We start from the raw sequence: 25,959 nt of genomic DNA, 5'->3' as shown, positions 1-25,959 counted from the left end.
GCTAATTTTTTATAGGGTACGTTATTTTACAAAGCTACAATTTTGCCTTGAAATACAGTAAGTTAATATCAGGAAGAGGTCGAAATTATAAAAAATTTACTGGCAGAAATGAGAACTCAATTTTCGAAGGCGCATAGGTTTACCATCGTAAATCCGGTTAGGAACTGTTTGTTGCAGGAAATTCTGCTTTGTAATCTGGTGGTAATAGCTTAGAAAAACTTGTATGATTTAGCGGTTTAAATAACTCAAAACCAGCGTTGAAACAATATTGCAGTTCGTCTTTTTGAATAACAGACTTTGCTTCGGACCAAACTTCTGAAATTTTACAGTAATGCTGTTAAGACATTTTGTAATCAAACCTCTGTTTTTAGCGATGCAGATTTATTTCTCTTCACTTTTTTTGATTTGGAAAATCTGCTTTTTCCCCACCAGATATAGGCTCCTGAAAGTGGAAGGGTGGCGCAAATCAGGCTTGCCAGAAAATATATAATTTTGGTTGGAATATCTCCGATCGCACCTACGTGTATGGCGTAATTCCTTCGTTTAAGCCAATCCGCGAGTTTCAGTTTATCAATATGAACCTGTGTGGAAGGTAATTCTTTAAGAGTGTATTGATCCAGATAAACATACCGCCATGAGCCGTTATACATATCTGTGCATAATTCAATAGGTTCAGAAGGCTCGTCGGGAAACGAAACGATAATCGCATTTTTATTATAGGTGCCAATCTCTGTGATTCCTCGTTTGAAGGCAAGATCCACATTTTTCAACATTACGTCACCGGCCGCTTTTGTCGTATCGGAAACAGAATTTATATAAGGTGCCGGAGATTTTCCGCCTGAACTTAGCCAGTATACGCCTTGTGAAAACCAGGCAAAACCCATCACCAATCCCGTCATGGTAATGACCAACGCAACGATCAGGGAATAAAATCCCAACACGTTATGAAGGTCATAATTAATCCGTTTAAATTTCGCGCTCCACTTAATTTTAAAACTCTTATCCCTGTTTGACTTATTCCATTTTTTAGGCCACCACAAAATGAGACCCGATATCAGCAGTACAAAAAATATCAGTGTGGCATAACAAACGATAAGTTGGCCAACCTTTTTTTTGCCGATTTTCGCTTCAATCCAAAGTGATGTATGGCCATCAAGAATAAAGTGAAAGAAATCTTCTTCGTTTACAAGCGATACGACATCTGCTGTGTAAGGATTTATGTAAACGGTCGAATCAGAATTCATGCTGACAGTCGCCGTCCTTTCGAGCCCGTAATACCAGATCCCGCTAATTTCCTTACCCGGGAATTTCGCAGACACTTTACTTTTGATGACGGAGGGTAACAGATATTCTGCGTTAGCAGGTCTTTTTACATGAAGCCATGGCTGGGTCAAAGATTTGAATTCCTGCTCAAAAACCAGTATACAACCGGTCAGTGCGACGATAAAAACAATGATTCCGGAAATCAGGCCCAGCCATAAATGTAGCCAGGCATTTATCTTTTTAAAACTTATCATTAGGGCAGGATATTATTAAACTGTCCGGAATTACCGGACAGTTTGCATTCAGTTTTCAAGCTTATCTCATTTTGTCAAGGCGAAGCACCCAGTCATAACCGCCGATCATTTCCATGCCGGTTTTTACTTTTTGCGCAGCGATGTCATAGATATATACATAGTCTTTTCCTGTTTCTGCATTGGTGATCATGTATACTTTTCCGTCTTCCACAATGATGTTTTGTATGTAAGCATCACCGTCGTATGGGATTTCGGGAAGTTTTCTGACGATTTTTCCGGTTTCCAGATCCATAACAGCAAAGGCGTAAATATGCGTTGAGCCGGTAATGGCAGGATCAATGTATTTGTAAATGGCTTTTGTGCCGCCGATATACCACAAGCCGACACCTTCATATCCTATCGAAGTATTATTTACGGTATAACTTGCGTCAATTTCCGTAGTTCCTTTTTTAATGCGATAAATAGCTGATTTTCTGTCTTTTATGCTGCTCCATTCCACATTGGTAGCGAAGTATGTATTTCCGCTTTCATCAACAAATGATGATGACAACCAAAGTTTGTTTGTGCCGGGTCCTGCTGAGGTGCTGCTTTCCAGCGTTTTTTCATATTTCATTGATGCATAATCTACAACACCGATATATGATTTGTTTTCCCACGGATTTGGCCACACGCCTGTATATCCAAATTGTACAAATACTTTTCCGTTTGTATATTCAATATTGCCAAGATTAAAATAATTATATCCCACAGGTATTGCCGGAGCATCCAGCACGCCATTTGTCATTTTCAACGTTTCCGTATCAATCACTGAATACTGTATTTTGTTCTGATCACCATTTGTTCCAATGACGAACAAAGTTTTGTCATTGATCCAGGTAAATCCTGAAACATCAGCCAAATGCGTATAAGGAACTTCAAGGACGGTGCTGTAAAGTTCCTTCTCATATTTGAATTTCGAAAATCTACCGGTAGTTGTGTTGTAATAATAGTAAAACCCACCTTTTGTAATAATTCCGTAAGCAGATTTTCCCGTCACTTCCGCACCATGCCCCGTCAGGTCAATCGAGCCCTCAGTCAAGGAATTTGTCCCTAAAATGTACTGCGTTGTATTTGGCCAGCTGCCGATTTGCAACCATACAGTATATTTTTCCTGTGTTTCGACCACCGGAGCGGGTGTCGGCTCACTATCGTCGCTGCTGCACGAATTCAGAAACGGCACAAGCGCCATTAGAATGATGTATAACTTAAATTTTTTAAACATGATTTTTACGATATGAATAAATGGTAGATGGATATTATGATGAAAGTTTAAGCGTATTATCTCAGGAAATAGCGCATTTTGACAGAAAATGCCCGGCCCGGTTTCTGCAACCGGAAATTGTCAAAAGCCAGATTATTAGTGAAGTTCCGGCATTCCAGGGAAAGGTTATAACGGCCATTGTTCCAGGAATTAGAGATTGAAGCGTTGTGTATGTATTGATCAGGAATTGTACTTTTGCCGGCTTTGCTGCCATAAGCCTCCCAGGTAAGGTAAAACCAGTGCACATACTGCGTGCTCAGATTAAGCTGCATTCTGGAAGCTTTTCCAAGAATATTGTTGCGGCCAATACTCAGATCCGCATTGCCAAAAAGCCATGGCTGATTTGGGATTTTGTTCAAATAAGTAGCTTCCGGAACTCCGCTTGTTGATCCGACAGAATACCTGGTATTATTGATTGCATTCTGATAGCTGATGTTTGTATTGAAATACAGCAGATCTCCATAGTTGTATTTGATATCACCTTCCAGTCCTGTTACTTTCACTTTCGAAGTGTTTTCATAGCGACTTACGCTGGAATTGGATTTGTAAACCACCGAATAAATAAAATCGTTGGCATTGCGGTAAAACCATGAACCTTCAATAAAAAGTTTGTGCTTATTGACTGCAAAACCATAAAATGCACCGATGTTTACATTTTTGCTGGACTCTGGTTTGAGGTCAGGATTGGCGATGACGGTGTAACCATTACCAAACATTTCTCCAACTTCCTGCAAACGATATGCTTTTTCAAAGGACGCCTTAATACCAAGATCCGGAAGGATTTTGAACCTGGAAGCAATTCCGTAACCCTGATATGTCTGCGAATCATTTGCCTTGGCATATTCACCCGATGCAGAAACGTATCTGGACTGCTGAACGCTTAATCCATAGAATTTACCAAATAAGGTATTTGTCAATCGGTCTTTTAATAAATTCTGCTGATAGGCTGCGCCAACAATATTTTTTGAAAGAATTCCGGGTATGTCCGCGTGATCTGTCAGAAGTTCGTCATAGGTTTCATTCTTAATATGATCGAAAGTATAGTTAACATTGAAAGAATGTGCCGCTGACAATTGATATCCCACATTGGCGCGTGCAAATGTCCTTGGACGGTTGATATTTGTAATGGTTTTCGTACCACTGATTTCGGCAAGACTGGTTTTTACCCGCGATCCGTCCCAGTAATATTTATAACTCGAAGTATCTGTTACGACATAATTATCAACAGATCTGGAAGCGAAGAGGTTGGCGTTAAGTCCTTTTACAAAAAGATTATCTTTTTTATAGCGAAGCGATCCATTGTAGGCATGTCCGTTTTTAGTGACGGCACCATAAACCACATCCTGGCGCGTTCCGGTTTGAATATCCTGGTCGGTTCCTGAATAAGAAAATCCTGCGAAAAATAAATCAGCCCACTTTTTATTAATTACCCCCAGTTCAACCTGGCCCATGGCAGATTTGTATTGATCATGGAATCTTCTGAAATCTTTGTTTACATATTTGTACTGCGCCTCATCCCAGATTTCCATACCTCGCATGATGTAGTTGTTATCCGAATAATTAGCGAAGGCACTTGCTTTAATAATCAGGCCTTTTGCGGTGCTATATTGTCCGTTCAATGCCAGTCGGTGCGTATTGAACGAGCCGATGCTGTAACTTGCATCCAGATAGTTATTTATATTCTGGTTCGTGATAATATTCACAGCACCACCCAGAGCGTCGGAGCCAAGACTAACCGGAACCACGCCCTTATAGACTTCCATTCTTTCGGCAAGGTTAACGGGAATGTTGTTAAGCGACATCGTGCTTCCCATCAATTCGAGCGGAACGCCGTCGAGGAAAAATTTCACGGCTTTTCCTGATAGGCCGTTGATGGAGAAGTTGAAATCAGAACCAACACCACCTTCTTCGCGGACACGGATTCCTGCGGTTTTGTTTAAAACCTGGTTTAAATCGGAAGTTGTATTGGCGAATCTTTTGGTTTCAATCGCATTTACCGTAAAGGCCTGTTCACGGACTTCCTGAGTTTCTGTTTTCCCGTGAACCGTAATTTCATCGATATTTCTTGTATCGCTTTTTAATGTAAAATCCGATTTCAAGTGCTGGCCGCTTTTAAGCGTAACTGCTTTTGATTGAGCAATATGGCCAACAGACGATAGTGAAAGGGTGTAGTTGCCTGGTTTTAAGATGTTTAACTGATAATATCCATCTGAATCTGTTTGGGTTCCTATGGAAGTTCCTTTTAAGACAAGCGTTACGCCGGGAATGGACGCACCATCTTCATTCAGAACGATGCCTGAAATAGTAATCGGCGTTTGGGCATGACCAGCACAACTCCAAATGAAAAGATTTACAAGTAGAATGTAGCGTATAAACTTACCTGATTGCATTGGATTAGCTATAAATACTGATTATTAAGAATCAGACCAATTTCAAGGACTGACCTTTTCTAACTCGTAGTAGCATAATCGAATGTTTACCGAAGGAGGGAATTCAAAAAAGTTTAATTTTTTTTTGGTGTAGTATTCAGCGGGTTTTATTCCTAATCTTCATATAACATTTCCATGCGAAGTATATAGTCGACTTCGCCACTCAGTTTTAAACCTTTTGTCAGGTTATCAGTTTCCGGATCGTAAATCCAGATGTAATTTCCACCTGTGTCCGAATTGATGGAAATATAAACTCTTCCATTTTCTACAAGCACACATTGGCGTGAAGTCCCTTTATCCAGTGGAAGGTCAAGTTTTTTGGTAGTTTTTTGTTTTAGATCGAGTACAAAAAATTCTATATGCGGGACCTTATAATGATCCTCAACACCTTTGAAAAGATCTCTCCTTTCACTCCGCAGTATAGCTTTTCCATCACCAATATTCCACAAACCGTAGCCATGATTTTTTATAGATTCGGAAATATTCCAGAAATAAGTGCTGTCAATCGTATCCTCATTCTTCCTAATCCGATACAAAGCTGTCGGCTTATCCGGATGATTTCCTAAGGCAAGTCCCGGACAGGTCAGGAAATAGAAATCACCCTTTTTATCAGAAAACGTATTGGGTTGAGCAGTGTTGGAACCTCCGGGGTAGGTAGATCGGTGGTCTTTTAAGGTTTTTAGCCATTTCAATTCCGGGTAACTTAAAATATCCACATAGGCTGTATCTGTCGTGATAAAGTTTTGGGACGAAATCTGATGATAGCTATATCCTACAAGCAGCTGTTTATTTCTCAACTCAGAAAAACCCACAGACATGGAATTGTATGGAGCCTTTGGCAGGGAGAGGGGCATCTTCCCAACTTCTGCTTTCATGGTTTTAACATTTATCCTCGCATAACTAAGTCTCGAAATTTTTCGATCATAGGAAAGGAGTAGTAGTGTGTCAGGATGCACCCAATTGTAATTATCTAGATAGGTTAGGGGAGGGATGGCAACAGAATCGACAGGGATATACTGATTATTTTCAATTGTATATTTTAAAAAATAATGCGTTTTCCTTTCCAGTCGATAGTAAAATCCATTTTGTACTATGAGATCAAACCAGATCTGTTTTGGATACGTTCTAGCACCATTTTTTACAGGATCGATATATCCGGATGACAAGTCATCCAGCTGGATAATGTATTCCTTATAGTCCTTTGCCATCGTATAAATACTATACTTTTTCCGGTCCAAATTCTGCTTTTCGGAACAGCCCGTTAAAAAGCTGACAGTAAGTATGAGAATTTGTAAAAAGCGGAGATTGCCTTTGGCACGTATCATTGTAACGAACTTTTCAAATATTAAACTGTTCCATAATCTGACGTTTTACAATTGGCGGCAGACCCATCAGCAGTTTTTCATCCATTACAATTAGCTCATTATCTTTTTTGTTTCTATAATTCAGTGCGATGTAAGTTTCGCCTTTCTTAAAGTTAATTTTGCCCCTGCTGGTTTTTTTCGTAGTACATATATCGTTAAAAGACAGGTCGATATCCTTTTTGGGGCTGATCAGTATGGTTCCGCAAAAATCAATCAGGCCTGCGTTTGCATCAATGCGCGCATTACTTTCCGGACCGAGAGAAATGGTATAGTCCCTGGAATCGATTTCTTTGTTTTCTGACAAAGCGGTTTTAACAGACGCTGGTATGGATTCTGTCCTGTTTATTTTTATTATTAAAAATGAAAAAGCAAGTAAAAACAAAACACTTGCAGCAACCGCTGAAAGACGGTATCCGGAAAAATTAATTAATCTGTGTTTTCTGCTTTCAATTGAAGAAGGGAATGAACCGGAAATATCTTTCCACATTTCAGCTTTCACATCTTGTTTATGAAGATTTTCCGGTAGAATTATTTCTGTTATCTCATCGTCATCAAGCAGCCAGTTTTCAACCATAGCGGATTCTTCGGGAGTACATGCTCCGTTATGGTATTTTTCGATAAGCTCTTTACTGACCGCCATGAAACCTCTTTTTAAAAAGCAGAATTACTTTTTAGTAAAAGTAGCATATCTAATGATTTTACGAAGCAGGCAATCAAGAATTCAGACGGAATATTCTGTAAGATGAGATTTAAGGGAAGTAACTGCTTTGGAAATATGGTACTCAACGGCTCTTTCTGAAATGAGCAGGTCCGATGCAATTTCCTTATTAGTCAGACCCTGTTCCCTGCTCATTTTGAATACCTTACGGCATTGGGCCGGCAATGTCTCTATTAAAGAAGCGATTCTTTCTTTAAGGCTGATCACCATCACTTCATTTTCTGTATAATTAGGGGAGGCTACCTGGTTTGCTGCAATATTTTCATGGTGTTGTTCCCTGATCTTTTTATTTCTGATATACTCAAAAACTTTGAACTTGGCAGAACGAACAAGATATCTTTCAACGGACTGGTTAATTTCGAGTTCATCTTTCCGTTCCCAAAGCGATTTGAATATTTCCTGCACCATTCCTTTGGCAGGTTCAATTTCTCCAAGATTGGCATAACATACCGAAAAAACTTTCTCCCAATACAAATTGTAGATTTCCTTAAAGGAATCCTCGTCAATTTTAAATGAGATTTTTTCTGGCTGATCAATATGCATGATAATTCGATGTCGTCTAAGACCGTCTTCCTACAAATATAGGAGCTTATTTATATCTAGTCCAAATAATTTGACAATTAATTGAAATAGTCCCGTTCAACTTTTTTGTGAGATATTAGTTTAGCACATAATCTGAATCCCTTTTGCAGAATACTCTTATGCAATGCAATATGCTTTCCGACTAATCTTTTGTCTATCTTTGCCGTTCTGAAAAATTGAAAATCCGAAAATGGCTGTACAGAAATATAATGACCGCGTAAAGGTTAAAGTGAAAAACCATCCTGATACGTGGATGATACTGGAACATGAAAACATCAGAAAAGGCGCAACGACAAAGTTTACCGGAAAGGTAAAATGCAGAAATACAGTTACGGGTGAAGTGAAATTTTTCAGTGAAAATAGCTGTGAGTTAGCTTAGTCTAATATTATTCTTATAGAGCCGGTACCTGTCAGATGGTTCCGGCTTTTTCGTTTTACAGGGTCTGTGGTTATGGGAACAGGGAATGAAGAATTTATCGGGTAGAGTAGATTCACTACCATCCATAATTATACTACTATATCCTTAACCCTTAAATCCATGAAACGAATCTTAGTCCTTCTGTTCGTATTTTTTGTTCATATTCTGCAAGCCCAAAACCCGGCTGAAAATTATACGGTCGATCCTGCATCAGAAGAACAGCCGAATGTTCCCAAAGGCGAGGTTTTGAAATTTACTTTTGAGAATTCAAAAATATTTCCCGGAACCTGGCGGGAATACTGGGTTTATGTTCCGGCCCAGTACAAAGCGGACAAACCTGCCTGCGTATACATCAATCAGGACGGCATTCAATGGAAAGCGCCGACGGTTTTTGACAATCTGATTCATAAGGGAGAAATGCCGGTTACGATCGGCGTTTTTGTGATGCATGGAAAAGTGAAGGCCGAAAATCCAGACGATGCCCTGGACAGGTTTAACAGGAGTTTTGAGTTTGACGGGTTAGGAGATGCCTATGCCAGATTTATATTGGATGAAATTTTGCCGGATGTTGAGAAACAAAAGACAAGTGATGGCCGGGCTATAAAATTATCAAAAAACGGGAATGACCGGGCAATTGGAGGATCAAGCAGCGGAGCGGTTTGCGCTTTTACAGCAGCTTGGGAAAGACCGGACGCATTCACACGGGTTTTCAGTGCAATTGGTACGTATGTTGGTCTTCGTGGCGCAGACCGTTACCCGACTTTAATACGAAAATTCGAACCCAAACCATTGAGATTATTTCTTCAGGATGGCAGCAATGATCTCAACATATATGGCGGCGACTGGTGGATGGCCAATCAGACGATGCTTCGGGCGTTGACTTTTTCGGGTTATGAAGTCAATCATCAATGGGGTGAGGGCGGTCATAATGGAAAACAGGGCACAGCAGTTTTTCCGGAAGCGATGCGTTATTTATGGAAAGACTGGCCCAAAACTGTCGAGACCGGAAAAAGCCAGAATCAGTTTCTTTCAGCATTATTGCTTCCGGGACAGAACTGGGAGTTGGTTGGAGAGGGATATAGATTTACCGAAGGCCCAACTGTAAATCAGGCCGGTGATTTATTTTTTCAGGATATCCCAAATAGAAAGACATATAAAGTCGGGAATACAAAAAATGTAGAAACGTTCAGTGGAACTTCACATAACGCCAGCGGAACAGAGTTTGATAAGGATGGAAACCGCTATGAAGTTGCCCAGAAAACATTATCGATCATTAAGTATAGTCCGGATGGGAAAAAAACGGATCTTGCCACCAATATTGCCGGTAATGATCTGACAGTTGCATACAACGGCAATATTTATGTGACAATCCCTGATGTAAGAGAAAAACCATCAATAATACTGCTCATTCGCCCTGATGGCGAAAAAGTGGAGGTGGATAAAGGATTGCTTTTTGCCAACGGGCTGGCACTTTCCCCGGATCAGACTTTGCTGTATGTTACAGAATCTGCCTCGCATTGGGTATATGCATATCAGATATTAAAGGACGGAACACTTGGAAGCAAGCAGAAATTTGGCTGGCTGCATGTGCGTGATGCCGATGATAACGCCTGGGGAGACGGCCTAACCTGCGACCGTGACGGAAGGATCTATGTGACAACAAAGGCTGGAATTCAGGTTCTGGATCAAACCGGCAGGGTGAATGCCATTATTCCGACACCCAACGGAAATGCTTCCAATGTGGCCTTTGGCGGTGAGCATTTTGACATACTTTACGTGACTGCAAATGACAAAGTTTACAAGCGAAAGCTAAATACAAAGGGAGCAAATAACTGGGACAAACCGAACAAGCCGGAAGCTCCAAAATTATGATGCCCTTCGTAACATATTTCCAAACCATGTGCCTGTTGGTTAAAAGTTAATCTGCGCGTAACATACCCTTGGATTTCCCGAGATAAATTTGATCTTTTAAATGATGTTTACAAGCATTTAGCATTTTAATTCAGATGAATTCAAGGAGAGATTTCTTAAAGAAAGCCGCACTTTTATCAGGTACTGGTGCAATGGCCAATATGTTGCCGGCGGTTATAGAAAGAGCCATGGCTATAAATCCGGAGCTGGGAAGTACGTTTTACGACGCTGAACATATTGTTTTTCTGATGCAGGAAAACCGTTCTTTCGATCACCAGCTTGGAACTTTGCAGGGTGTCCGTGGTTTTAATGATCCCCGCGCCATTCAGTTGCCGGATAAAAATAAAGTGTGGCTTCAAACCAATAAAGAAGGTGAAACTTATGGTCCTTTTCAACTTAATGTAAAAGATACAAAAGTGGCCTGGATGGGTTCTGTGCCGCATGGCTGGACCGATCAGACGGACGCGATGAATGATGGGAAATATGACAAATGGCTGGATGTAAAAAAAGCCAGAAATAAGGAATACGCAAAAATTCCGTTAACGATGGGTTATTGCGACCGTGTTGATTTTCCATTCTACTATTCTCTGGCGGATGCTTTCACTGTTTGTGATCATAATTTTTGTTCAAGCATAACGGGTACGCACCCAAACCGCCATTATTTCATGACGGGTACAGTACGCGAGAAGAATGAGGTTGATGCGGTTGCGCATTTGTGGAATAACAGTAATTATGAATACCCGGAATTAAGCTGGAAAACCTATCCGGAACGTTTACAGGAAAACGGCGTTTCATGGAAAGTTTACCAGAACGAGCTGACGATGGGTTATGGTTTGAAAGGTGAAGAAAGCGCATGGCTAAGTAACTTTGGCACAAACGTGCTGGAATATTACAAACAATACAATGTAAGGCTGCACGAAGGTGGAATCGCCAATTTGCAGTATAAAAAAGAAAATACTTTGCAGCAGATTGCTGAAATGGAAAAACAGCCTTCCAACGAGAAGGTTAGCCAGCGTCTTGCAGCAGCAAAAAAACTACTTACTTTAATCGAAACCGCACAGACCCGATTCACGACGGAGACCTATAACAACCTTTCTGAACAAGCAAAAGAATTACATAATAAAGCCTTTATAACAAACATCAATGACGCTTATTATCACGAGCTGGAAGCGTTGAAGTATGATGATAAAGGTACTGAAAGAGAATTGAAAGTGCCGAAAGGTGATGTTTTTCATCAGTTTAGAGAGGATGTAAAAAATGGTACTTTGCCAACCGTGTCCTGGTTGATGCCTCCCGCACACTTTTCAGACCATCCCGGCCAGCCGTGGTTTGGTCCATGGTATGTGAGTGAGGCGATGGAAATCCTGCTGGAAAATCCGGAGGTTTGGAAAAAAACGATTTTCATTGTTACGTATGATGAAAATGACGGCTATTTTGATCACATGCCGCCTTATGTTGTTCCAAATCCGTATAAGGAAAATACGGGAAAAGTGTCAAAAGGTATAGACCCGAAAATGGATTTTGCAACCAAAACCCAGCAGACAAATCCTTCCATGCAGGATAGTAATCTTCGGGAAGGTTCCATTGGTTTGGGTTACCGCGTCCCGATGATCATTGCCTCGCCATGGTCTCGCGGAGGTTTTGTAAATTCTGAGGTTTTTGACCATACTTCATCCTTGCAATTTCTGGAAAATTTCCTTGAAAAGAAGTTCAATAAAAAAGTGAAGGAAGAGAATATCACACAATGGAGAAGAACGATCTGCGGTGACCTTACCTCAGTGTTCAGGCCATATAACGGAGAAGCCATAACCAAACCTGAATTCCTGGTAAAAAAACCTTTTATCGAGGGGATACATCAGGCGCAGTTCAATAAAACGCCTGACAATTATAAACAATTGACTACGGCTGAAATTGAGCAGATCAACACGAATCACCATGATTCACCATATTTTCCAAAACAGGAAAAAGGTGTAAGATCGGCTTGTGCCTTGCCATATGAAAATTACGTTCACACAGTTTTTGACAAAAAGAAAAACAGCGTCGAATTATCTTTCAAAGCAGGAAATAAGATTTTTGGGAATAAGGCAACCGGTTCTCCCTTCCGTGTATATGCCATGAATTCCTATCAAAATGATCCTCTGAGGTCATGGGATTACAGTGTTGCCGCAGGAGATTTGATCAAAGACGAATTCAGTCTCTCAGATTTTGAGAAGGAACAATATCATTTCCGAGTTTATGGTCCGAACGGGTTTTACAGGGAATTTGCAGGAGATCAAAAAAATCCGTTGGTTAAACTTACCTGTACATACGAAGCAAGCAGACTTAACCCGTCAAGATTAACCGGTAATGTTGTGATCACCGCTACCAATCATGATTCGAAACCGCATGTTTTGACAATATCGGACAATAGTTACAAAGCTGGAAATCAGAGTAAAGCTATACCTGCCGAAGCGCAGACTTCGATCGTTTTGAATCTTGCGAAAAATTATAACTGGTACGATTTCAGTGTAAAAATAAAGGGTTTTGATACTTATCAGGAGCGTTTTGCCGGTCATGTGGAAACAGGGCAGGTGACCAAAACAGATCCTTTGATGGGCGGAATTGTATAAGTAAATTAAGGTATACTTGACCCTGAACAACTTTTTATTTATCTTTTCAAAATAGATAATAAGGTGGTTCAGGGGAAGTTATTTTAAAAGCCAGAATAAAATGGAAAACTCATTTTTAGCTCAGGAAATTGAAGTGGTTGTGTCAAAAGAAGCGTACTTTACGGCAGAAACGGTTGTTTTCTGGTCATCTTTTACTTTTCCTGACAAAGAGATTTTTGTCAAAACTTTTGCTGCAAAAAACAAAGAATTTCTGGATTTTCTTACGGACCATAAGCTGGAAATAATTCGCACGGTGGATTCTACATCAAGCTACGGCGACGATACTTACAATACACCCGTTTATCAAATTTTGCTGAATCATGATCAGTATCTGCTTTTAGAAAAATACAGAGATAGTCATCCTGAACTGGGAGGAGTGGCTGTCAAACCAGAATTTTCAAAAAACGACAAAGACAAATTGTTTCATGACATCACAGTTCAGGCCTGGCGTGAGGCGGATGAAATCGCAATTAAAAAAGGTCTTGTGCTGAAAAATGAATATAAATCAGAAGAAATTGTTGAAAAGAAAAATCCTTGGGTTATTGGTCCTCCCGGTTCTGCAAGGTACGATCACTTCAAACAACCATTATCAGCGACATACAAATTTGTATTTAAAACACTGTAAATCATAGCGTCATTTCTCCTCTTAATGGTTTTGCCAGCATTTCAACACATTTCATAGTATCCGATTCTTTACCAAAAACATACATCATTTTAGTGATGGCAGCCTCCGCAGTAATGTCCGACCCGCTGACAACACCGACTTGTTTTAGAAATTTACTTGTTTGATAATGTCCCTGAGAGACACGCCCGCCGTCGCACTGCGAAACGTTAAAAATGATCACACCGCGTTCAATTGTTTTTTGAATTTCTTCTAAAAACCAGGGATCAGTAGGAGCATTCCCTGCTCCATATGTTTCCATAACAATTCCCTTAATACCTTCAATGCCCAGAATTGATTTGACAACCTGTTTATTGATACCAGGGAAAAGTTTTAAAAATGCGACATGGGTATCAAGCCCCGTTTGGATTTTCAGTTTTCTATTGGGGGCATAAAGGTTTAAAAATGGAAAATTCCAGTCGATTCTTACACCTGCATTGGCAAGCAATGGGTAATTTTCGGAATGGAAAGCGTTAAAATCAGAACTTTCCTGTTTTTTACTACGATTCCCGCGCAAAAGATGGGAATTAAAATAAATACAGACCTCTGACAAAACTGGCGTACCATCATCTTTGGTCGAGGCGGCCAGTTCCAGCGCAGTGATGAAATTCTCCCTGGCATCAGATCTTGCCACGCCGATCGGCAGCTGAGCGCCGGTAAGAATGACTGGTTTATTTAAATCTTCCAGCAAAAAACTCAACCCGGAAGCCGTATAGGCCATTGTATCTGTTCCATGCAGAATGACGAAACTGTCATACGCATCATAATGGTCAAATATGATTTTGGCAAGTTCAATCCAGATTTCTGGATTCATGTTGGATGAATCGATGGGCTCATTTAATGTCAGGAAGGTAATTTCAAAATCAAGTCTGCGAATTTCCGGGACTTTTTCAATAACCTGATCAAAATTAAACGGAACCAGTTGTTTTCCTTTTGACTCATAAACCATTCCTAATGTTCCTCCGGTGTAGATGACGAGTACGGAAGCGCGCGGTGGCTCGGGAGAAATCGGATTGATATGAATTGTATTGTAAGGCATTTTTGCAAAGAATAATGTTAGCCCGCCAAAGTTAACAGAGATTTTGCCGTTTTGGTAGTAGTGGCAATCACTTCCTCTTTTGTTATCTGTTTAAGATCGGCAACACGCTGTGCAACCAGGTCGATATAAGCAACTTCGTTTCTTTTGCCACGAAAAGGTGTTGGCGCGAGGTATGGGCTATCCGTTTCCAATACAAGGTTTTCCAGATCAACGAACGGGATAACTTTATCCAAACCTCCGTTTTTGAAGGTTGAAACACCGCCGATACCCAACTTAAAACCTAAATCAATGGCCTTTTGCGCGTCCTCCAACGTTCCGATAAAACAGTGAAAAATACCGGTCAGTGACGGATCGGCAAATTTTTCAATCAGGGCAACAGTTTCCTGAAAGGCGTCGCGGCAATGTATATCAATCCAGAGATTATGTTTCCTGGCTAGTTTACATTGATATAAAAAAGCCTCTTCCTGCTGTGCACTGAAGGTTTTATCCCAATATAAATCCATTCCGATTTCTCCAACGGCTATGAATTTATATTTGTTCAGCCATTCTTCTACAATCTCCAACTCCTTTTCAAAACCATCTTTAACATAAGTAGGATGCAGACCGATCATCGGGAGACATTGGTCCGGAAAAGTTTCTGCCAGTTGCATCATGCCGTGTATGGTGGTATGATCGCAATTTGGCATCCATATTTGTTCAATCCCTAAATCCCAGGCACGTTGTAACATTTCAGTACGGTCATCATCATACTTTTCGTCATAGATGTGAGCATGCGTTTCTATCATAATTATCTCATTAATAAGTTCTTTCCTTCCACATGGTTTTACCTGGCAGTATGTGGATGATGAGCATCAAAATACTAATTCCAATGAGGTAAAACCAAAAGAAAAAAACCGTTTTCCATAAATCTTTTTGCTTCAAAATTATAACAGGAACCATCACGATGGCGGTGATTAAAGCATAATTCTGGATAAGCATTCTTATACTTCGTTCAGGATCCCAGATGGCGATAACGGCGATAACCGGGATCAATAGTGCAGAAACAATAAGACAAATTCTCAGAACTAGCGGTGACTGCATAATGCCATGCATCCATCTTTTTCGTTGAATGGTCAGTTCTTTAAAAGAGGCCAGTGGCTCAGAAATGGCTATTACCTCAGGAATATAAGTCTGAACGAAGCCAAATTTATTTTTCACTATGGCCATAAATAGCGCGTAATCTTCTACAATAGAAAATCCGATTCCCTCGTATCCACCAATTGCGTCGTAGGCTTTTCGCGTGACAGCCATGTTGTTGCCCAGACCTGTAATCCCAATATTAAACAATGAAAAAAAACGCATAATGGTTAAGGTGAATAGCCATTCCATCGACAAAAAATCAGCGAAAAATCCGCTTTTCTTCATCCGCGTTAAACCAACAACAATACCCGTATTATCTTTGAAACGAGACAACATCCTGTCGATCCAGGCAGCAGGTACTTCAATGTCGGCATCACAAAAAAACAGATAATCCCCTTTCGTAAAGTGGGCAAGCTGGGCCAGAACATTTGCTTTTCCTTTCAAGCCAGCTGTTTGTCCGGAAATTTTGTAATATTTGAAATGAGGTTTTTCTTTGATAAATGTCTGGATAATTTCGGCGGTATTATCGGAAGAATCATCGTCACCAATACATATTTCCAGATTTTCCTTTGGAAATTGTAATGCGTCAAGCGATTTAAGACAACGTTCAATATTTGCTTCTTCATTACGTGCGGCCAGCAAAATACTTACTTTAACAGAAGGTAATATATTAGACATAAAGTCCGGTTCCGGAATTTTTAAGGATGGTCAAGCACTGCTAACTTATTGAAATTGATTCAACGCATCGGCAAGGCTTTAAACTGATACTCTTTTTTTGAAAAATGCTCCAAAAAGCGAGGCAAAGTATATTGCATATTTTTTGCTGCTTTAAGGCTGTCGTGAAACAAAACAATCGAGCCAGGGCGCGCATATTTAATGGTTTTTTTTAAACAGATTTCAGGTTCCACATTCGCCGAGAAATCTCCGCTCAAAACATCCCACATGATAATTTTCTTGCTTTCCGGAAGCAGCTTTGACTGACTTTTTTTCATTCTTCCGTAAGGCGGGCGAAATAAATTTGTTTCCACATTGAGCTGTTGTTCACACAAACTAATATTAGCCAGATATTCCTCATCTTTACTTTTCCAGCCATTCATGTGATTAAAAGTATGATTCCCGATGGCGTGCCCCTGATCTTTCACTTTTGAAAAAACTAATGGATGTTTTCTGACATTATCACCAATACAAAAAAAAGTTGCCTTGGCTTCATATTGTTTCAAAGTATCCAGAACAAATTCTGTAATCTCAGGAATCGGGCCGTCGTCAAAAGTCAGAAAAATCTCTTTTTCTGTTGTGGGAACGTGCCAGGTATACCGCGGATACAGGGCTTTTAACCAAAAGGGGGAATAATGTAAAAACATTAGTATGTGTGTTTACAGGGAATTCAATAACCAGCTTTCTTATCCAAATATACGGATCATCGCCGGTAATCGTTGATAATTCAGATGGTGATAGCTGATTAACAAAATAAGCCACTCACGATGAATGGCTTATTTTGTTAATTTTATATTACTGACTGAAATCAGGCATGAGCAAAAACAGGGTTCAACATCGAAACTGCTTTTGCTTCCAGGAACGATTCGCCCATCAGATATTCGTCCACAGCACGAGCCGCTTCACGACCTTCACTGATCGCCCAAACAACAAGAGATTGTCCGCGGCGGCAGTCACCAGCTGCGAAAACTTTTTCATTTGTTGTTGACTGATAGCCGTTCGCTTTGATATTACCACGCTCGTCAAATTCCAGGTCAAGATCTTTTAAAAGTCCTTCCTGTTGCGGATGCAAAAATCCTGCTGCCAAAAGAGCAAGTTCACAAGGTAAAACTTGTTCGCTTCCTGCCACTTCTTTCATTTGCATACGGCCCGTTTCCGGATCCTTCTGCCAGTCAAGCTCAACAATTTTCAAACCTGCAAGATTACCGTTTTCATCACCAACGAAAGATTTTGTGTTGATAGACCAATGTCTGTCGCAGCCTTCTTCATGTGAAGTGGAAGTACGGAGCATCATCGGCCAGTTTGGCCAGGGTGTACTTGTATCACGATCTTTTGGAGGAACCGGCATCAGCTCGATCTGCGTTACAGATTTTGCACCGTGGCGATTTGAAGTTCCCACACAGTCAGATCCGGTATCACCGCCACCAATTACTACCACATTTTTTCCGGTAGCCAAAAGCTGTCCATGTGCATATTTCTTACCCTGATGATCAACTTCCGGGAAAATATCAGCCACACGTTTGTTCTGCTGGCTCAAAAATTCCATGGCATAATGAACACCTTTCAATTGGCGGCCTTCAATATTTAAATCTCTTGGAACCGTTGAACCCATGGTTAAAACCACAGCATCATAGTCGTTCAAAAGCTCGTCCGCTTTGATATCCACCCCAACATTCACGTTGGTAATAAATTCGATTCCTTCTTCCTGCATCACAGCCAGGCGGCGGTCGATTACTCTTTTTTCAAGTTTGAAATCAGGGATACCGTAACGTAACAATCCACCGATCTTATCAGCGCGTTCAAGCAAAGAAACTGTGTGACCAGCCTGATTCAACTGATTTGCAGCGGCCATACCGGCAGGGCCTGAGCCAACAACAGCTACTTTTTTACCGGTACGTTTTTGAGGAAATTTTGGTTTTACAAGACCAAGTTCAAAAGCTTTCTCAATAATGGATTTCTCAATAAATTCAATAGCAACCGGTGGTTTGTTGATACCCAAAACACAAGATGCTTCGCAAGGTGCAGGACAAATTCTTCCCGTAAATTCCGGGAAGTTATTTGTCGATGCCAATATTTCATAAGCCAGTCCCCAGTTTCCGTCATAAACAGCGTCGTTAAATTCCGGGATGATATTTCCCAGCGGACAACCGTTATGGCAAAAAGGAATTCCGCAGTCCATACAACGTGCTGCCTGCTCCTTGGATTTTGACTCTATGGGTGCTGTTTCAATTTCTTTATAATCATGAAGACGTTCTTCAACGGCTCTTTTCTTTGGTAATTCCCTTTCAAACTCAATAAATCCGGTTGGCTTTCCCATTCTTATTATTTCCTTGTTAATCGTGATTCAAATAGGGCTGTCTGTTTTCAGTGATCACCGGAGCTAACAGCCAAAAGCTAACGGCTAATTACTCAAAGGTGGTCTACATCAACGACAATGTCCTGATAAACAACGTTCTTATCAGCAATCTGCTGTGCAAGTGTGATACCACGTCCATCCAGTGCTTTTTTGAAGTCATTTGGAAGAACTTTGACAAACTGTCCAATAGATTCCTCCCAGTTTTGTAGCAATTGAAAAGCTACATTACTGGTTGTGTACTGAAAATGTTTTTCAAGCGATTCACGCAGAATAAGCTGATCTTCTTCATTGATAGCATCAACGGCCACCATTTCGAAATTTACCTTTTCACGGAAATCACCAGCTTTATCCAAAACATAAGCCACACCACCTGACATACCCGCGGCGAAGTTTCTGCCTGTTTTACCAAGAATTACGGCCAATCCACCTGTCATGTATTCAAGTCCATGATCTCCAAGTCCTTCCACAACCACTTTTGCTCCTGAATTTCTTACGCAGAAACGTTCACCAGCTGTGCCGCGAATATAAGCCTCACCGGATGTTGCACCATAAAATGCTACGTTACCGATGATGATATTTTCTTCCGGCTTGAATTTAGAATCACGGTCCGGATAAACGATCAGTTCCGCTCCGCAAAGACCTTTTCCAAAATAATCATTGGCATCACCTTCCAGTTCCAGACGAATTCCGGTTGTGTTAAACGCTCCGAAACTTTGTCCCGCCGTTCCACGGAAACGGAAATGGATGCTTCCTTTTGGAAGACCGGTACCGCCATGAACTTTTGAAATTTCGTTGGATAACATGGTTCCAACCGCACGGTTCAGGTTATTGATCGGGAATTCACCGTAAACCTCTTCTGAATTTTCAAGAGCCGCTTTCGCCGCTTCAATCAATTTCAGATCGATTATATCACTGATTCCATGATCCTGATCTTCCTGTTTGTATTGGGCAACCGAAAGATCGGCATCCTTGAAAAGGATCGCGTCAAAATTAAGGTTTTTATATTTCCAGTGTTTTAAATCGTTACGTGGTTCAAGGTATTGAACCTGGCCAACCATTTCATTTACAGTACGGAAACCAAGCTGAGCCATAATCTCACGAAGTTCTTCCGCCATAAAAGTGAACATGTTTACGACATGCTCGGGTTTTCCGGAGAATAATGCACGAAGCTCTTTATTCTGCGTTGCAACCCCAACAGGGCAAGTATTCAAATGACACTTACGCATCATGATACAACCTGCCGCTACAAGAGCCGCTGTGGCAACACCCCATTCTTCCGCTCCCAGCATCGCCGCAATCGCTAGATCTTTACCTGTACGAAGCTGACCATCCGCCTGAACGGTAACACGGCCACGCAATTTATTTTTTACAAGAGTCTGATGTGTTTCCGCCAAACCAAGCTCCCACGGAAGACCAGCATGACGAATTGAACTCAAAGGCGAAGCACCCGTTCCTCCGTCATAACCTGAGATCAGAATGTGGTCTGCGTGTGCTTTGGCAACACCGGCCGCAACCGTTCCAACACCTGCTTCAGATACCAGTTTTACGCTGATACGCGCTGCACGGTTAGCATTTTTCAAATCGAAGATTAGCTGAGCCAAATCTTCAATTGAATAAATATCGTGATGGGGTGGGGGAGAAATTAGTCCTACACCAGGAGTCGAATGACGCGTACGTCCGATCCAGTCATCCACTTTATGACCTGGAAGCTGACCACCTTCACCCGGTTTTGCGCCTTGTGCCGTTTTAATTTGCAATTCACCTGCATTACTCAAATAATGGCTGGTTACCCCGAAACGTCCGGAAGCAACCTGCTTGATCTGAGAGTTCATGCTGTCGCCATTCGCCAGTTTTTTGTAGCGAAGTTCATCTTCTCCACCTTCACCTGAATTGGATTTTCCACCAATACGGTTCATAGCAATGGCCAGCGTTGTATGCGCTTCCCACGAGATCGATCCAAAAGACATAGCACCCGTAGCGAAACGTTTGAAAATGTTTTCAACCGGCTCCACTTCTTCGATTGGTATTGGCGTTCCTTTTTTGAAACGTAATAACCCACGAAGCGTCAGTGCTTTTTGAGTCTGATCATCGATCAGTTTAGAGTATTTCTTAAACTCGGCGTAACTGTTATTTTTTGTTGAATGCTGCAACAAGTGAACAGTTTGCGGGTTGAAAATATGTGCCTCACCACGTTGTTTCCATTGGTAAAATCCACCAACTTCCAGACGAGGCGTCATGTTTGGACTTTCGTGGTAAGCCACTTTATGGCGAACCAATACTTCACGCGCAATTTCAGCAATACCCATTCCGCTGATACGGGATATAGTACCTGTGAAAAAGCGGTCAACTACATCTTTGTTCATACCGACGCATTCGAAAATCTGAGCGCCCTGGTAAGACTGCAATGTCGAAATTCCCATTTTAGAGAAAATCTTCAAAAGCTCTTTGTTAACAGCTTTAATGTAGTTGTAATATAATTTATCGTCTGAAAATTCACCATCAATCATGTTCTTACGATTCATGAACGAAAGTGTTTCAAATGCCATATATGGACAAACACCTGCTGCGCCATAACCAATCAGCGTAGCAAAATGGTGCGTTTCCCAAACGTCACCCGCTTCAACAAGCAAACCGACTCTTCCTCTCAAACCTTCACGGATAAGGTGGTGATGAATGGCCGCTGTTGCCAGCAAAGTAGGAATCGGCGCGTGATCAGAATCGATCGCACGGTCAGAAAGAATGATAATTTCAAAACCATCTTCAATCGCTTCTACCGCGTAACGGCAAATTCTTGCCAAGGCACGTTCCAGCGCTTTTCCGCCTTCATCTGCCCGGAAGTAGATGTTGATCGTTTTTGCCTGGAAATGGTTTTTATCAATAAATCTTAATTTATCAAATTCAGTAACGGTCAAAACCGGATGCGGCAATTCTATCTGACGGCAATGCTGAGGCGTTTCAGTCAGGATATTTTCCGTACTTCCAACAAACGAGATCAGCGACATGATCGCTCTTTCACGAATCGAGTCAATAGGAGGGTTTGTTACCTGTGCGAAAAGCTGCTTGAAGTAACTCGACATATGCTGGCTTTGTTCTGAAAGAACGGCCAGAGGAACGTCCGTACCCATCGATCCGATTGCTTCCATACCACTTTGGGCCATAGGAGCAAGGATCATCCGCAAGTCTTCCGAAGTAAATCCAAAAGCCATCTGACGTTTCAGCAACGAAGAATCTTCATATTGTCTGTAAGTACGAATTGGCTGATCAAGATCTTCAACACGCAATTTATTTTCATTCAGCCACTGCTGATAGGGCTGTGCCGAACAGATCTGTGCTTTAATTTCTTCGTCAGGTATGATACGGCCTTGTTCCATATCCACGATGAACATACGACCCGGCTGTAAACGACCTTTGGTAACGACCTTAGCCTGGTCAACTTCCAAAACGCCCGCTTCAGAAGCCATGATGATTGTATCATCATCCAAAACCCAGTAACGTGAGGGGCGCAAACCATTACGGTCAAGCGTTGCACCTACCATTTTGCCATCTGTAAAAGAGATAGAAGCAGGTCCGTCCCAAGGCTCCATGATCGCAGCATGATACTCGTAAAATGCTTTACGTTCCGCATCCATCTGCTCATTGCCATCCCAGGCTTCCGGCACCAACATCATCATTACATGAGGAAGGGAGCGGCCTGAAAGGTGGAGCAGTTCAATAGCATTATCAAGATTCGCCGAATCTGATTGTCCTCTATCACAAATCGGAAGGATCATATCCATTTCCTCCTTGCTGAAATATTCCGACTGGAACGCTTTTTCACCGGCGCGGATCCAGTTCACATTACCTTTAACGGTATTAATTTCACCATTATGGGCAATGTAACGGAAAGGTTGTGCCAATTCCCATTTCGGGAAAGTATTGGTTGCAAAGCGGGAGTGAACAACAGCAAGTGCTGACACCACCGATTCGTTTTCAAGGTCCGGGAAATAATATTTCAGCTGCGCTGTGGTCAGCTGTCCTTTGTAAGATATGGTCCGGCATGACAAAGAAGAATAATAGAAAACTCCTTTTGCACCTTTAACCGTATCGCTGATCAGACGCGCCGAAACCTGGCGAAGTATATAAAGTTTACGTTCAAAAGCGATGTCTTCTGTAACATCGTCCGGACGTTTGATGAAAACCTGTTCTACATAAGGCTCAACAGACAAAGATCCTTCACCAAGCGTATTGTTCAGTGTCGGCACTTTTCTGTAACCCATCAGGGTTAAGCCCAGACGTTTTATCTTTCGGTTTACAATATCCCTGCATTCTTCCCTGACAGTCTCGTCATTCGGAAAAAAGATCATACCTACACCATACTCACCCGCAGGAGGTAACTGGAAACCGATTTTGGAGCATTCTTCTACAAAATACTCGTGGGGAATCTGTATCAGGATACCGGCGCCATCACCGGTGTTTGGATCAAAACCGGTAGCACCCCGATGCTCCATTCTTTCCAGCATGTGGATAGCGTCCGCCACGATCTGATGTGACTTACGACCTTTAATGTTGGCACGGAAACCTATCCCACATGCATCATGCTCAAATTCCGGGCGGTAAAGCCCCTGTTGTTCTACCATTGGTTCTGACATTTGCGACATATATCGAAGAGTGTAGATTTTTTACAAATTCGTGTGTAGAATTTATATAAATAAGCAAATAAAATTAAATGCTTCCCGCTATCGCATTAAGAATAGAGTAAAGCCACGCAAGATAATGATAAAAAATATTTGGTGTAATATCAAAACTGCGAAATTTTATCCAACCTTTACAAATTGGTTGTTTCGTTACAATAAATCTGAAAATACTGATAATTTGACAACGATTCAATCAATTTGTTATAAATTTTTCAAAAGAAAATAGTGGAATTTTTTGTTTTGCTTAATTCGCCACGAATCGTTTAATACCTTGTTAAGATACGAAATTTAAGGTAGAAATAAAAAAACCATCACCGCAGGGATGATGGTTTTGTGCTTAAAAAGAACAGTTCCTGATGATCAGGGCTCGCTTGATTCGCTTACGTTATCATAATCTTCCGCATCATAATCGTCGTCGCCGGCACCGAACTCATTTTCAAGATTATTCATGAAAACTGCATCAATGGCCTCTTCCAGTGTTGGGAGTATATTAAGATCAGGAATTTTTAAAGATTCAAGCAGGTCGATAAAATCATCATCTTTGGTAACGATGACCAACATACCCAGGTCATTGATGCATAACCAGTTTACTTTTCTCAATACCACGGTTCCATTGTTGTCAACGGATTTTGTTACCTGCATATTGACGATGATATTATTAAATCCTTCACGAAACAGCTCACGCGATTTTTCCTCAAACGCGGCTGGAATTTCATCAGCAAACGCCGCCTCTTCAAGGTCGATATAGGCGTACTGTTCTTTTTTTTGTAGGCTGTGATTCATACGAGTTTTTGTTAAAACCAGATGATTTATTAGGTTGAGTTACTGACCAGACTAAGCTAATGCTCTGAGAATGGCCTTTTCTATGCGTTGCAACGGATTGTCTAAATTGTTTTTCTGGAATTTCTTACCTGATACTTTTTCATACAATTCAATATACCGTTCCGAAATCTGTTGGATCCAATCTTCTTCCATGGCCGGTACCGTTTGTCCTTCTTTTCCCTGAAAACCATTTTGAATAAGCCATTCTCTTACAAATTCTTTCGACAATTGTTTCTGAGGCAGACCTAATCTTTGGTTTTCCTCATACGAATCCTTATAAAAATAACGGGAAGAATCCGGTGTGTGGATTTCGTCTATTAAATAAATCGTGCCATTCAATTCCCCGAACTCGTATTTTGTATCTACAAGTATTAAACCCTGGTCCGCGGCCATCTCAGTGCCACGGTTAAATAGTGCCAGTGTGTAACGTTCCAGGTGTTCATAATTATCCTGAGACACAAGTCCGTGACTTAATATTGCTTCTCTTGAAATATCTTCATCATGCCCTTCATGCGCTTTTGTTGTAGGCGTAATGATAGGTGTTGGCAATTTGTCATTTTCTTTCAGTCCGTCTGGCAAAGAAACTCCGCATACTTCTCTTTTTCCAGCTGAGTATTCCCGCCATGCATGTCCTGCCAAATAACCGCGAACAACCATTTCCACAGGAAAAGCATTGCATTTAATGCCCATACTGACATTTGGATCTGGCACTTCCTGTAACCAGTTTGGTACAATATCCGCAGTGGCCGACAAAAAGTGTGCCGCAATCTGATTCAAAACCTGGCCTTTATAAGGAATTGCTTTGGGTAAAATAACGTCAAAAGCAGAAATTCTGTCGGTGGCAACCATGACCAGTTTGTCTTCAAAAGAATATACATCACGTACTTTTCCTTTGTAAAAACCGGTCTGGTTCGGGAATTGAAAATTACTTTCTGGTATGCTGTTCATGGAGTTTTGTAGTAAAAATTACCATTCTATTGTTTCATTTTTTTCAGACTTCTTCGCATATTGTTTTCGTCTGAGCTGGTAAATATATTGGGATTCGTTTGATTTCATGGCATCCAGAATCAAACGCGCCTGTTCTTCCGACATATTCATTGATTTTAAGCTTTTCAAAAGCTGCTCACGTTTGGCTGCTTCTTCCTGCTCAAAACCTTCCGGTTTTGGTTCTGGTTTTGACGGGGTTGGCTTATTTTCACTTGCTTCATTTTTCGCCATTCTGTTGTCCTGGCTGGATTCAGATGGTCGTTCAATCCCTGAAAAATGCGATTTTAAAATAATATAATTTGATCTGGCAACGGTGTTCCTGGGTTCAAGCCTGAGCGACGCTTTCAGCTTTTCCAAAGCAGCTGCCGTGTCTTTTTTTGATACCAAAATTAGCGCGACCTGACAGTTGGCAACCGAGGCTATGGTTTTATCTTTTACGTGGTCCAGAAGTTTATATTGATATAAAGCAGCTTTCAGTTGTCCGGCCTGATAATAGGAGTGAGCCATATTAAGCCGTGCCGCCGGATCAGAAAAAACAGAACCGTAAGTTATCTGGTGATATAATTTTGAGGCATTTACAAATTGCTTTTTCTTGTAAGCCATTTCTGCGCCGATCTTCCTTTCATTCGTCTTGGTAATAGCATCGAACGTCCGGTTGTCCCATAGCAAAAGCAGTAAGTACAATAGTAAGGCGTTCATAA

General features: G+C 41.2%; 19 protein-coding genes. 4 read left to right on the top strand and 15 right to left on the bottom strand.

Translation table 11 applies throughout. From position 1 onward, the window contains the following. Positions 1-353 precede the first annotated feature (353 nt). The 6 genes from LXL81_RS09090 to LXL81_RS09065 form a co-directional block, all read right to left on the bottom strand. Positions 354-1,517, bottom strand: a complete 1,164-nt coding sequence (locus LXL81_RS09090; protein ID WP_234646423.1) for a PepSY domain-containing protein — start codon at positions 1,515-1,517, stop codon at positions 354-356. Positions 1,518-1,578: 61 nt separating this feature from the next. Then, entirely contained in the window at positions 1,579-2,778 is a 1,200-nt protein-coding gene (locus LXL81_RS09085; RefSeq protein WP_234646422.1) for a hypothetical protein, read from the bottom strand. 56 nt (positions 2,779-2,834) lie between these two features. Continuing rightward, positions 2,835-5,207 carry a TonB-dependent receptor gene (locus tag LXL81_RS09080; RefSeq protein ID WP_234646420.1) on the bottom strand — a complete coding sequence of 791 codons (2,373 nt, stop codon included), beginning with the start codon at positions 5,205-5,207 and terminating at the stop codon, positions 2,835-2,837. A 152-nt stretch (positions 5,208-5,359) separates the two neighbouring features. Continuing rightward, complete coding sequence (locus tag LXL81_RS09075; RefSeq protein ID WP_234646419.1) at positions 5,360-6,571, bottom strand: DUF4374 domain-containing protein; 1,212 nt, start codon at positions 6,569-6,571, stop codon at positions 5,360-5,362. A gap of 13 nt (positions 6,572-6,584) precedes the next feature. Beyond that, on the bottom strand, positions 6,585-7,250 hold the full coding sequence (locus tag LXL81_RS09070) for a hypothetical protein (RefSeq protein WP_234646418.1): 666 nt from the start codon (positions 7,248-7,250) through the stop codon (positions 6,585-6,587). An 81-nt stretch (positions 7,251-7,331) separates the two neighbouring features. After that, on the bottom strand, positions 7,332-7,871 hold the full coding sequence (locus tag LXL81_RS09065; protein ID WP_234646415.1) for an RNA polymerase sigma-70 factor: 540 nt from the start codon (positions 7,869-7,871) through the stop codon (positions 7,332-7,334). A gap of 229 nt (positions 7,872-8,100) precedes the next feature. Here LXL81_RS09065 and LXL81_RS09060 point away from each other — a divergent pair, with 229 nt between their 5' ends. The 4 genes from LXL81_RS09060 to LXL81_RS09045 all read left to right on the top strand — a co-directional run bounded on the left by LXL81_RS09060 (position 8,101) and on the right by LXL81_RS09045 (position 13,512). Continuing rightward, positions 8,101-8,289: a hypothetical protein gene (locus LXL81_RS09060; protein ID WP_234646414.1), complete on the top strand. Its 189-nt coding sequence runs from the start codon at positions 8,101-8,103 to the stop codon at positions 8,287-8,289. 159 nt (positions 8,290-8,448) lie between these two features. Continuing rightward, a complete protein-coding gene (locus LXL81_RS09055; RefSeq protein ID WP_234646413.1) occupies positions 8,449-10,200 on the top strand; it encodes an SMP-30/gluconolactonase/LRE family protein in 1,752 nt (583 codons plus the stop codon). A 134-nt stretch (positions 10,201-10,334) separates the two neighbouring features. Further along, on the top strand, positions 10,335-12,848 hold the full coding sequence (locus LXL81_RS09050) for a phosphocholine-specific phospholipase C (protein ID WP_234646412.1): 2,514 nt from the start codon (positions 10,335-10,337) through the stop codon (positions 12,846-12,848). 100 nt (positions 12,849-12,948) lie between these two features. Next, complete coding sequence (locus LXL81_RS09045; RefSeq protein WP_234646410.1) at positions 12,949-13,512, top strand: hypothetical protein; 564 nt, start codon at positions 12,949-12,951, stop codon at positions 13,510-13,512. A 1-nt stretch (position 13,513) separates the two neighbouring features. Here the strand turns inward: LXL81_RS09045 and LXL81_RS09040 are convergent, their stop codons facing one another. The 9 genes from LXL81_RS09040 to LXL81_RS09000 all read right to left on the bottom strand — a co-directional run bounded on the left by LXL81_RS09040 (position 13,514) and on the right by LXL81_RS09000 (position 25,957). Further along, entirely contained in the window at positions 13,514-14,587 is a 1,074-nt protein-coding gene (locus LXL81_RS09040) for an asparaginase (protein ID WP_234646408.1), read from the bottom strand. A 17-nt stretch (positions 14,588-14,604) separates the two neighbouring features. After that, the gene (locus LXL81_RS09035) at positions 14,605-15,372 is read right to left on the bottom strand and encodes a TatD family hydrolase (protein ID WP_234646407.1); all 768 of its coding nucleotides are present in this window, start codon (positions 15,370-15,372) and stop codon (positions 14,605-14,607) included. Between the two features lie 10 nt (positions 15,373-15,382). Further along, positions 15,383-16,384: a glycosyltransferase gene (locus tag LXL81_RS09030; RefSeq protein ID WP_234646406.1), complete on the bottom strand. Its 1,002-nt coding sequence runs from the start codon at positions 16,382-16,384 to the stop codon at positions 15,383-15,385. A gap of 59 nt (positions 16,385-16,443) precedes the next feature. Then, complete coding sequence (locus LXL81_RS09025) at positions 16,444-17,067, bottom strand: polysaccharide deacetylase family protein (RefSeq protein ID WP_234646405.1); 624 nt, start codon at positions 17,065-17,067, stop codon at positions 16,444-16,446. Between the two features lie 161 nt (positions 17,068-17,228). After that, the gene (locus LXL81_RS09020; protein ID WP_234646404.1) at positions 17,229-18,737 is read right to left on the bottom strand and encodes a glutamate synthase subunit beta; all 1,509 of its coding nucleotides are present in this window, start codon (positions 18,735-18,737) and stop codon (positions 17,229-17,231) included. Between the two features lie 92 nt (positions 18,738-18,829). Then, positions 18,830-23,413: a glutamate synthase large subunit gene (gene gltB, locus LXL81_RS09015; RefSeq protein ID WP_409013872.1), complete on the bottom strand. Its 4,584-nt coding sequence runs from the start codon at positions 23,411-23,413 to the stop codon at positions 18,830-18,832. A 396-nt stretch (positions 23,414-23,809) separates the two neighbouring features. Next, positions 23,810-24,232, bottom strand: a complete 423-nt coding sequence (locus LXL81_RS09010) for an anti-anti-sigma factor (RefSeq protein ID WP_234646402.1) — start codon at positions 24,230-24,232, stop codon at positions 23,810-23,812. A 51-nt stretch (positions 24,233-24,283) separates the two neighbouring features. After that, positions 24,284-25,219 carry a phosphoribosylaminoimidazolesuccinocarboxamide synthase gene (locus tag LXL81_RS09005; RefSeq protein WP_234646401.1) on the bottom strand — a complete coding sequence of 312 codons (936 nt, stop codon included), beginning with the start codon at positions 25,217-25,219 and terminating at the stop codon, positions 24,284-24,286. Between the two features lie 18 nt (positions 25,220-25,237). Beyond that, the gene (locus tag LXL81_RS09000; protein WP_234646400.1) at positions 25,238-25,957 is read right to left on the bottom strand and encodes a tetratricopeptide repeat protein; all 720 of its coding nucleotides are present in this window, start codon (positions 25,955-25,957) and stop codon (positions 25,238-25,240) included. Positions 25,958-25,959 lie beyond the last annotated feature (2 nt).

This window comes from Dyadobacter sp. CY356 (assembly GCF_021440195.1).
In the GTDB taxonomy this organism is placed as follows: domain Bacteria; phylum Bacteroidota; class Bacteroidia; order Cytophagales; family Spirosomataceae; genus Dyadobacter.
This window is presented reverse-complemented; position numbering and strand designations above follow the sequence as displayed.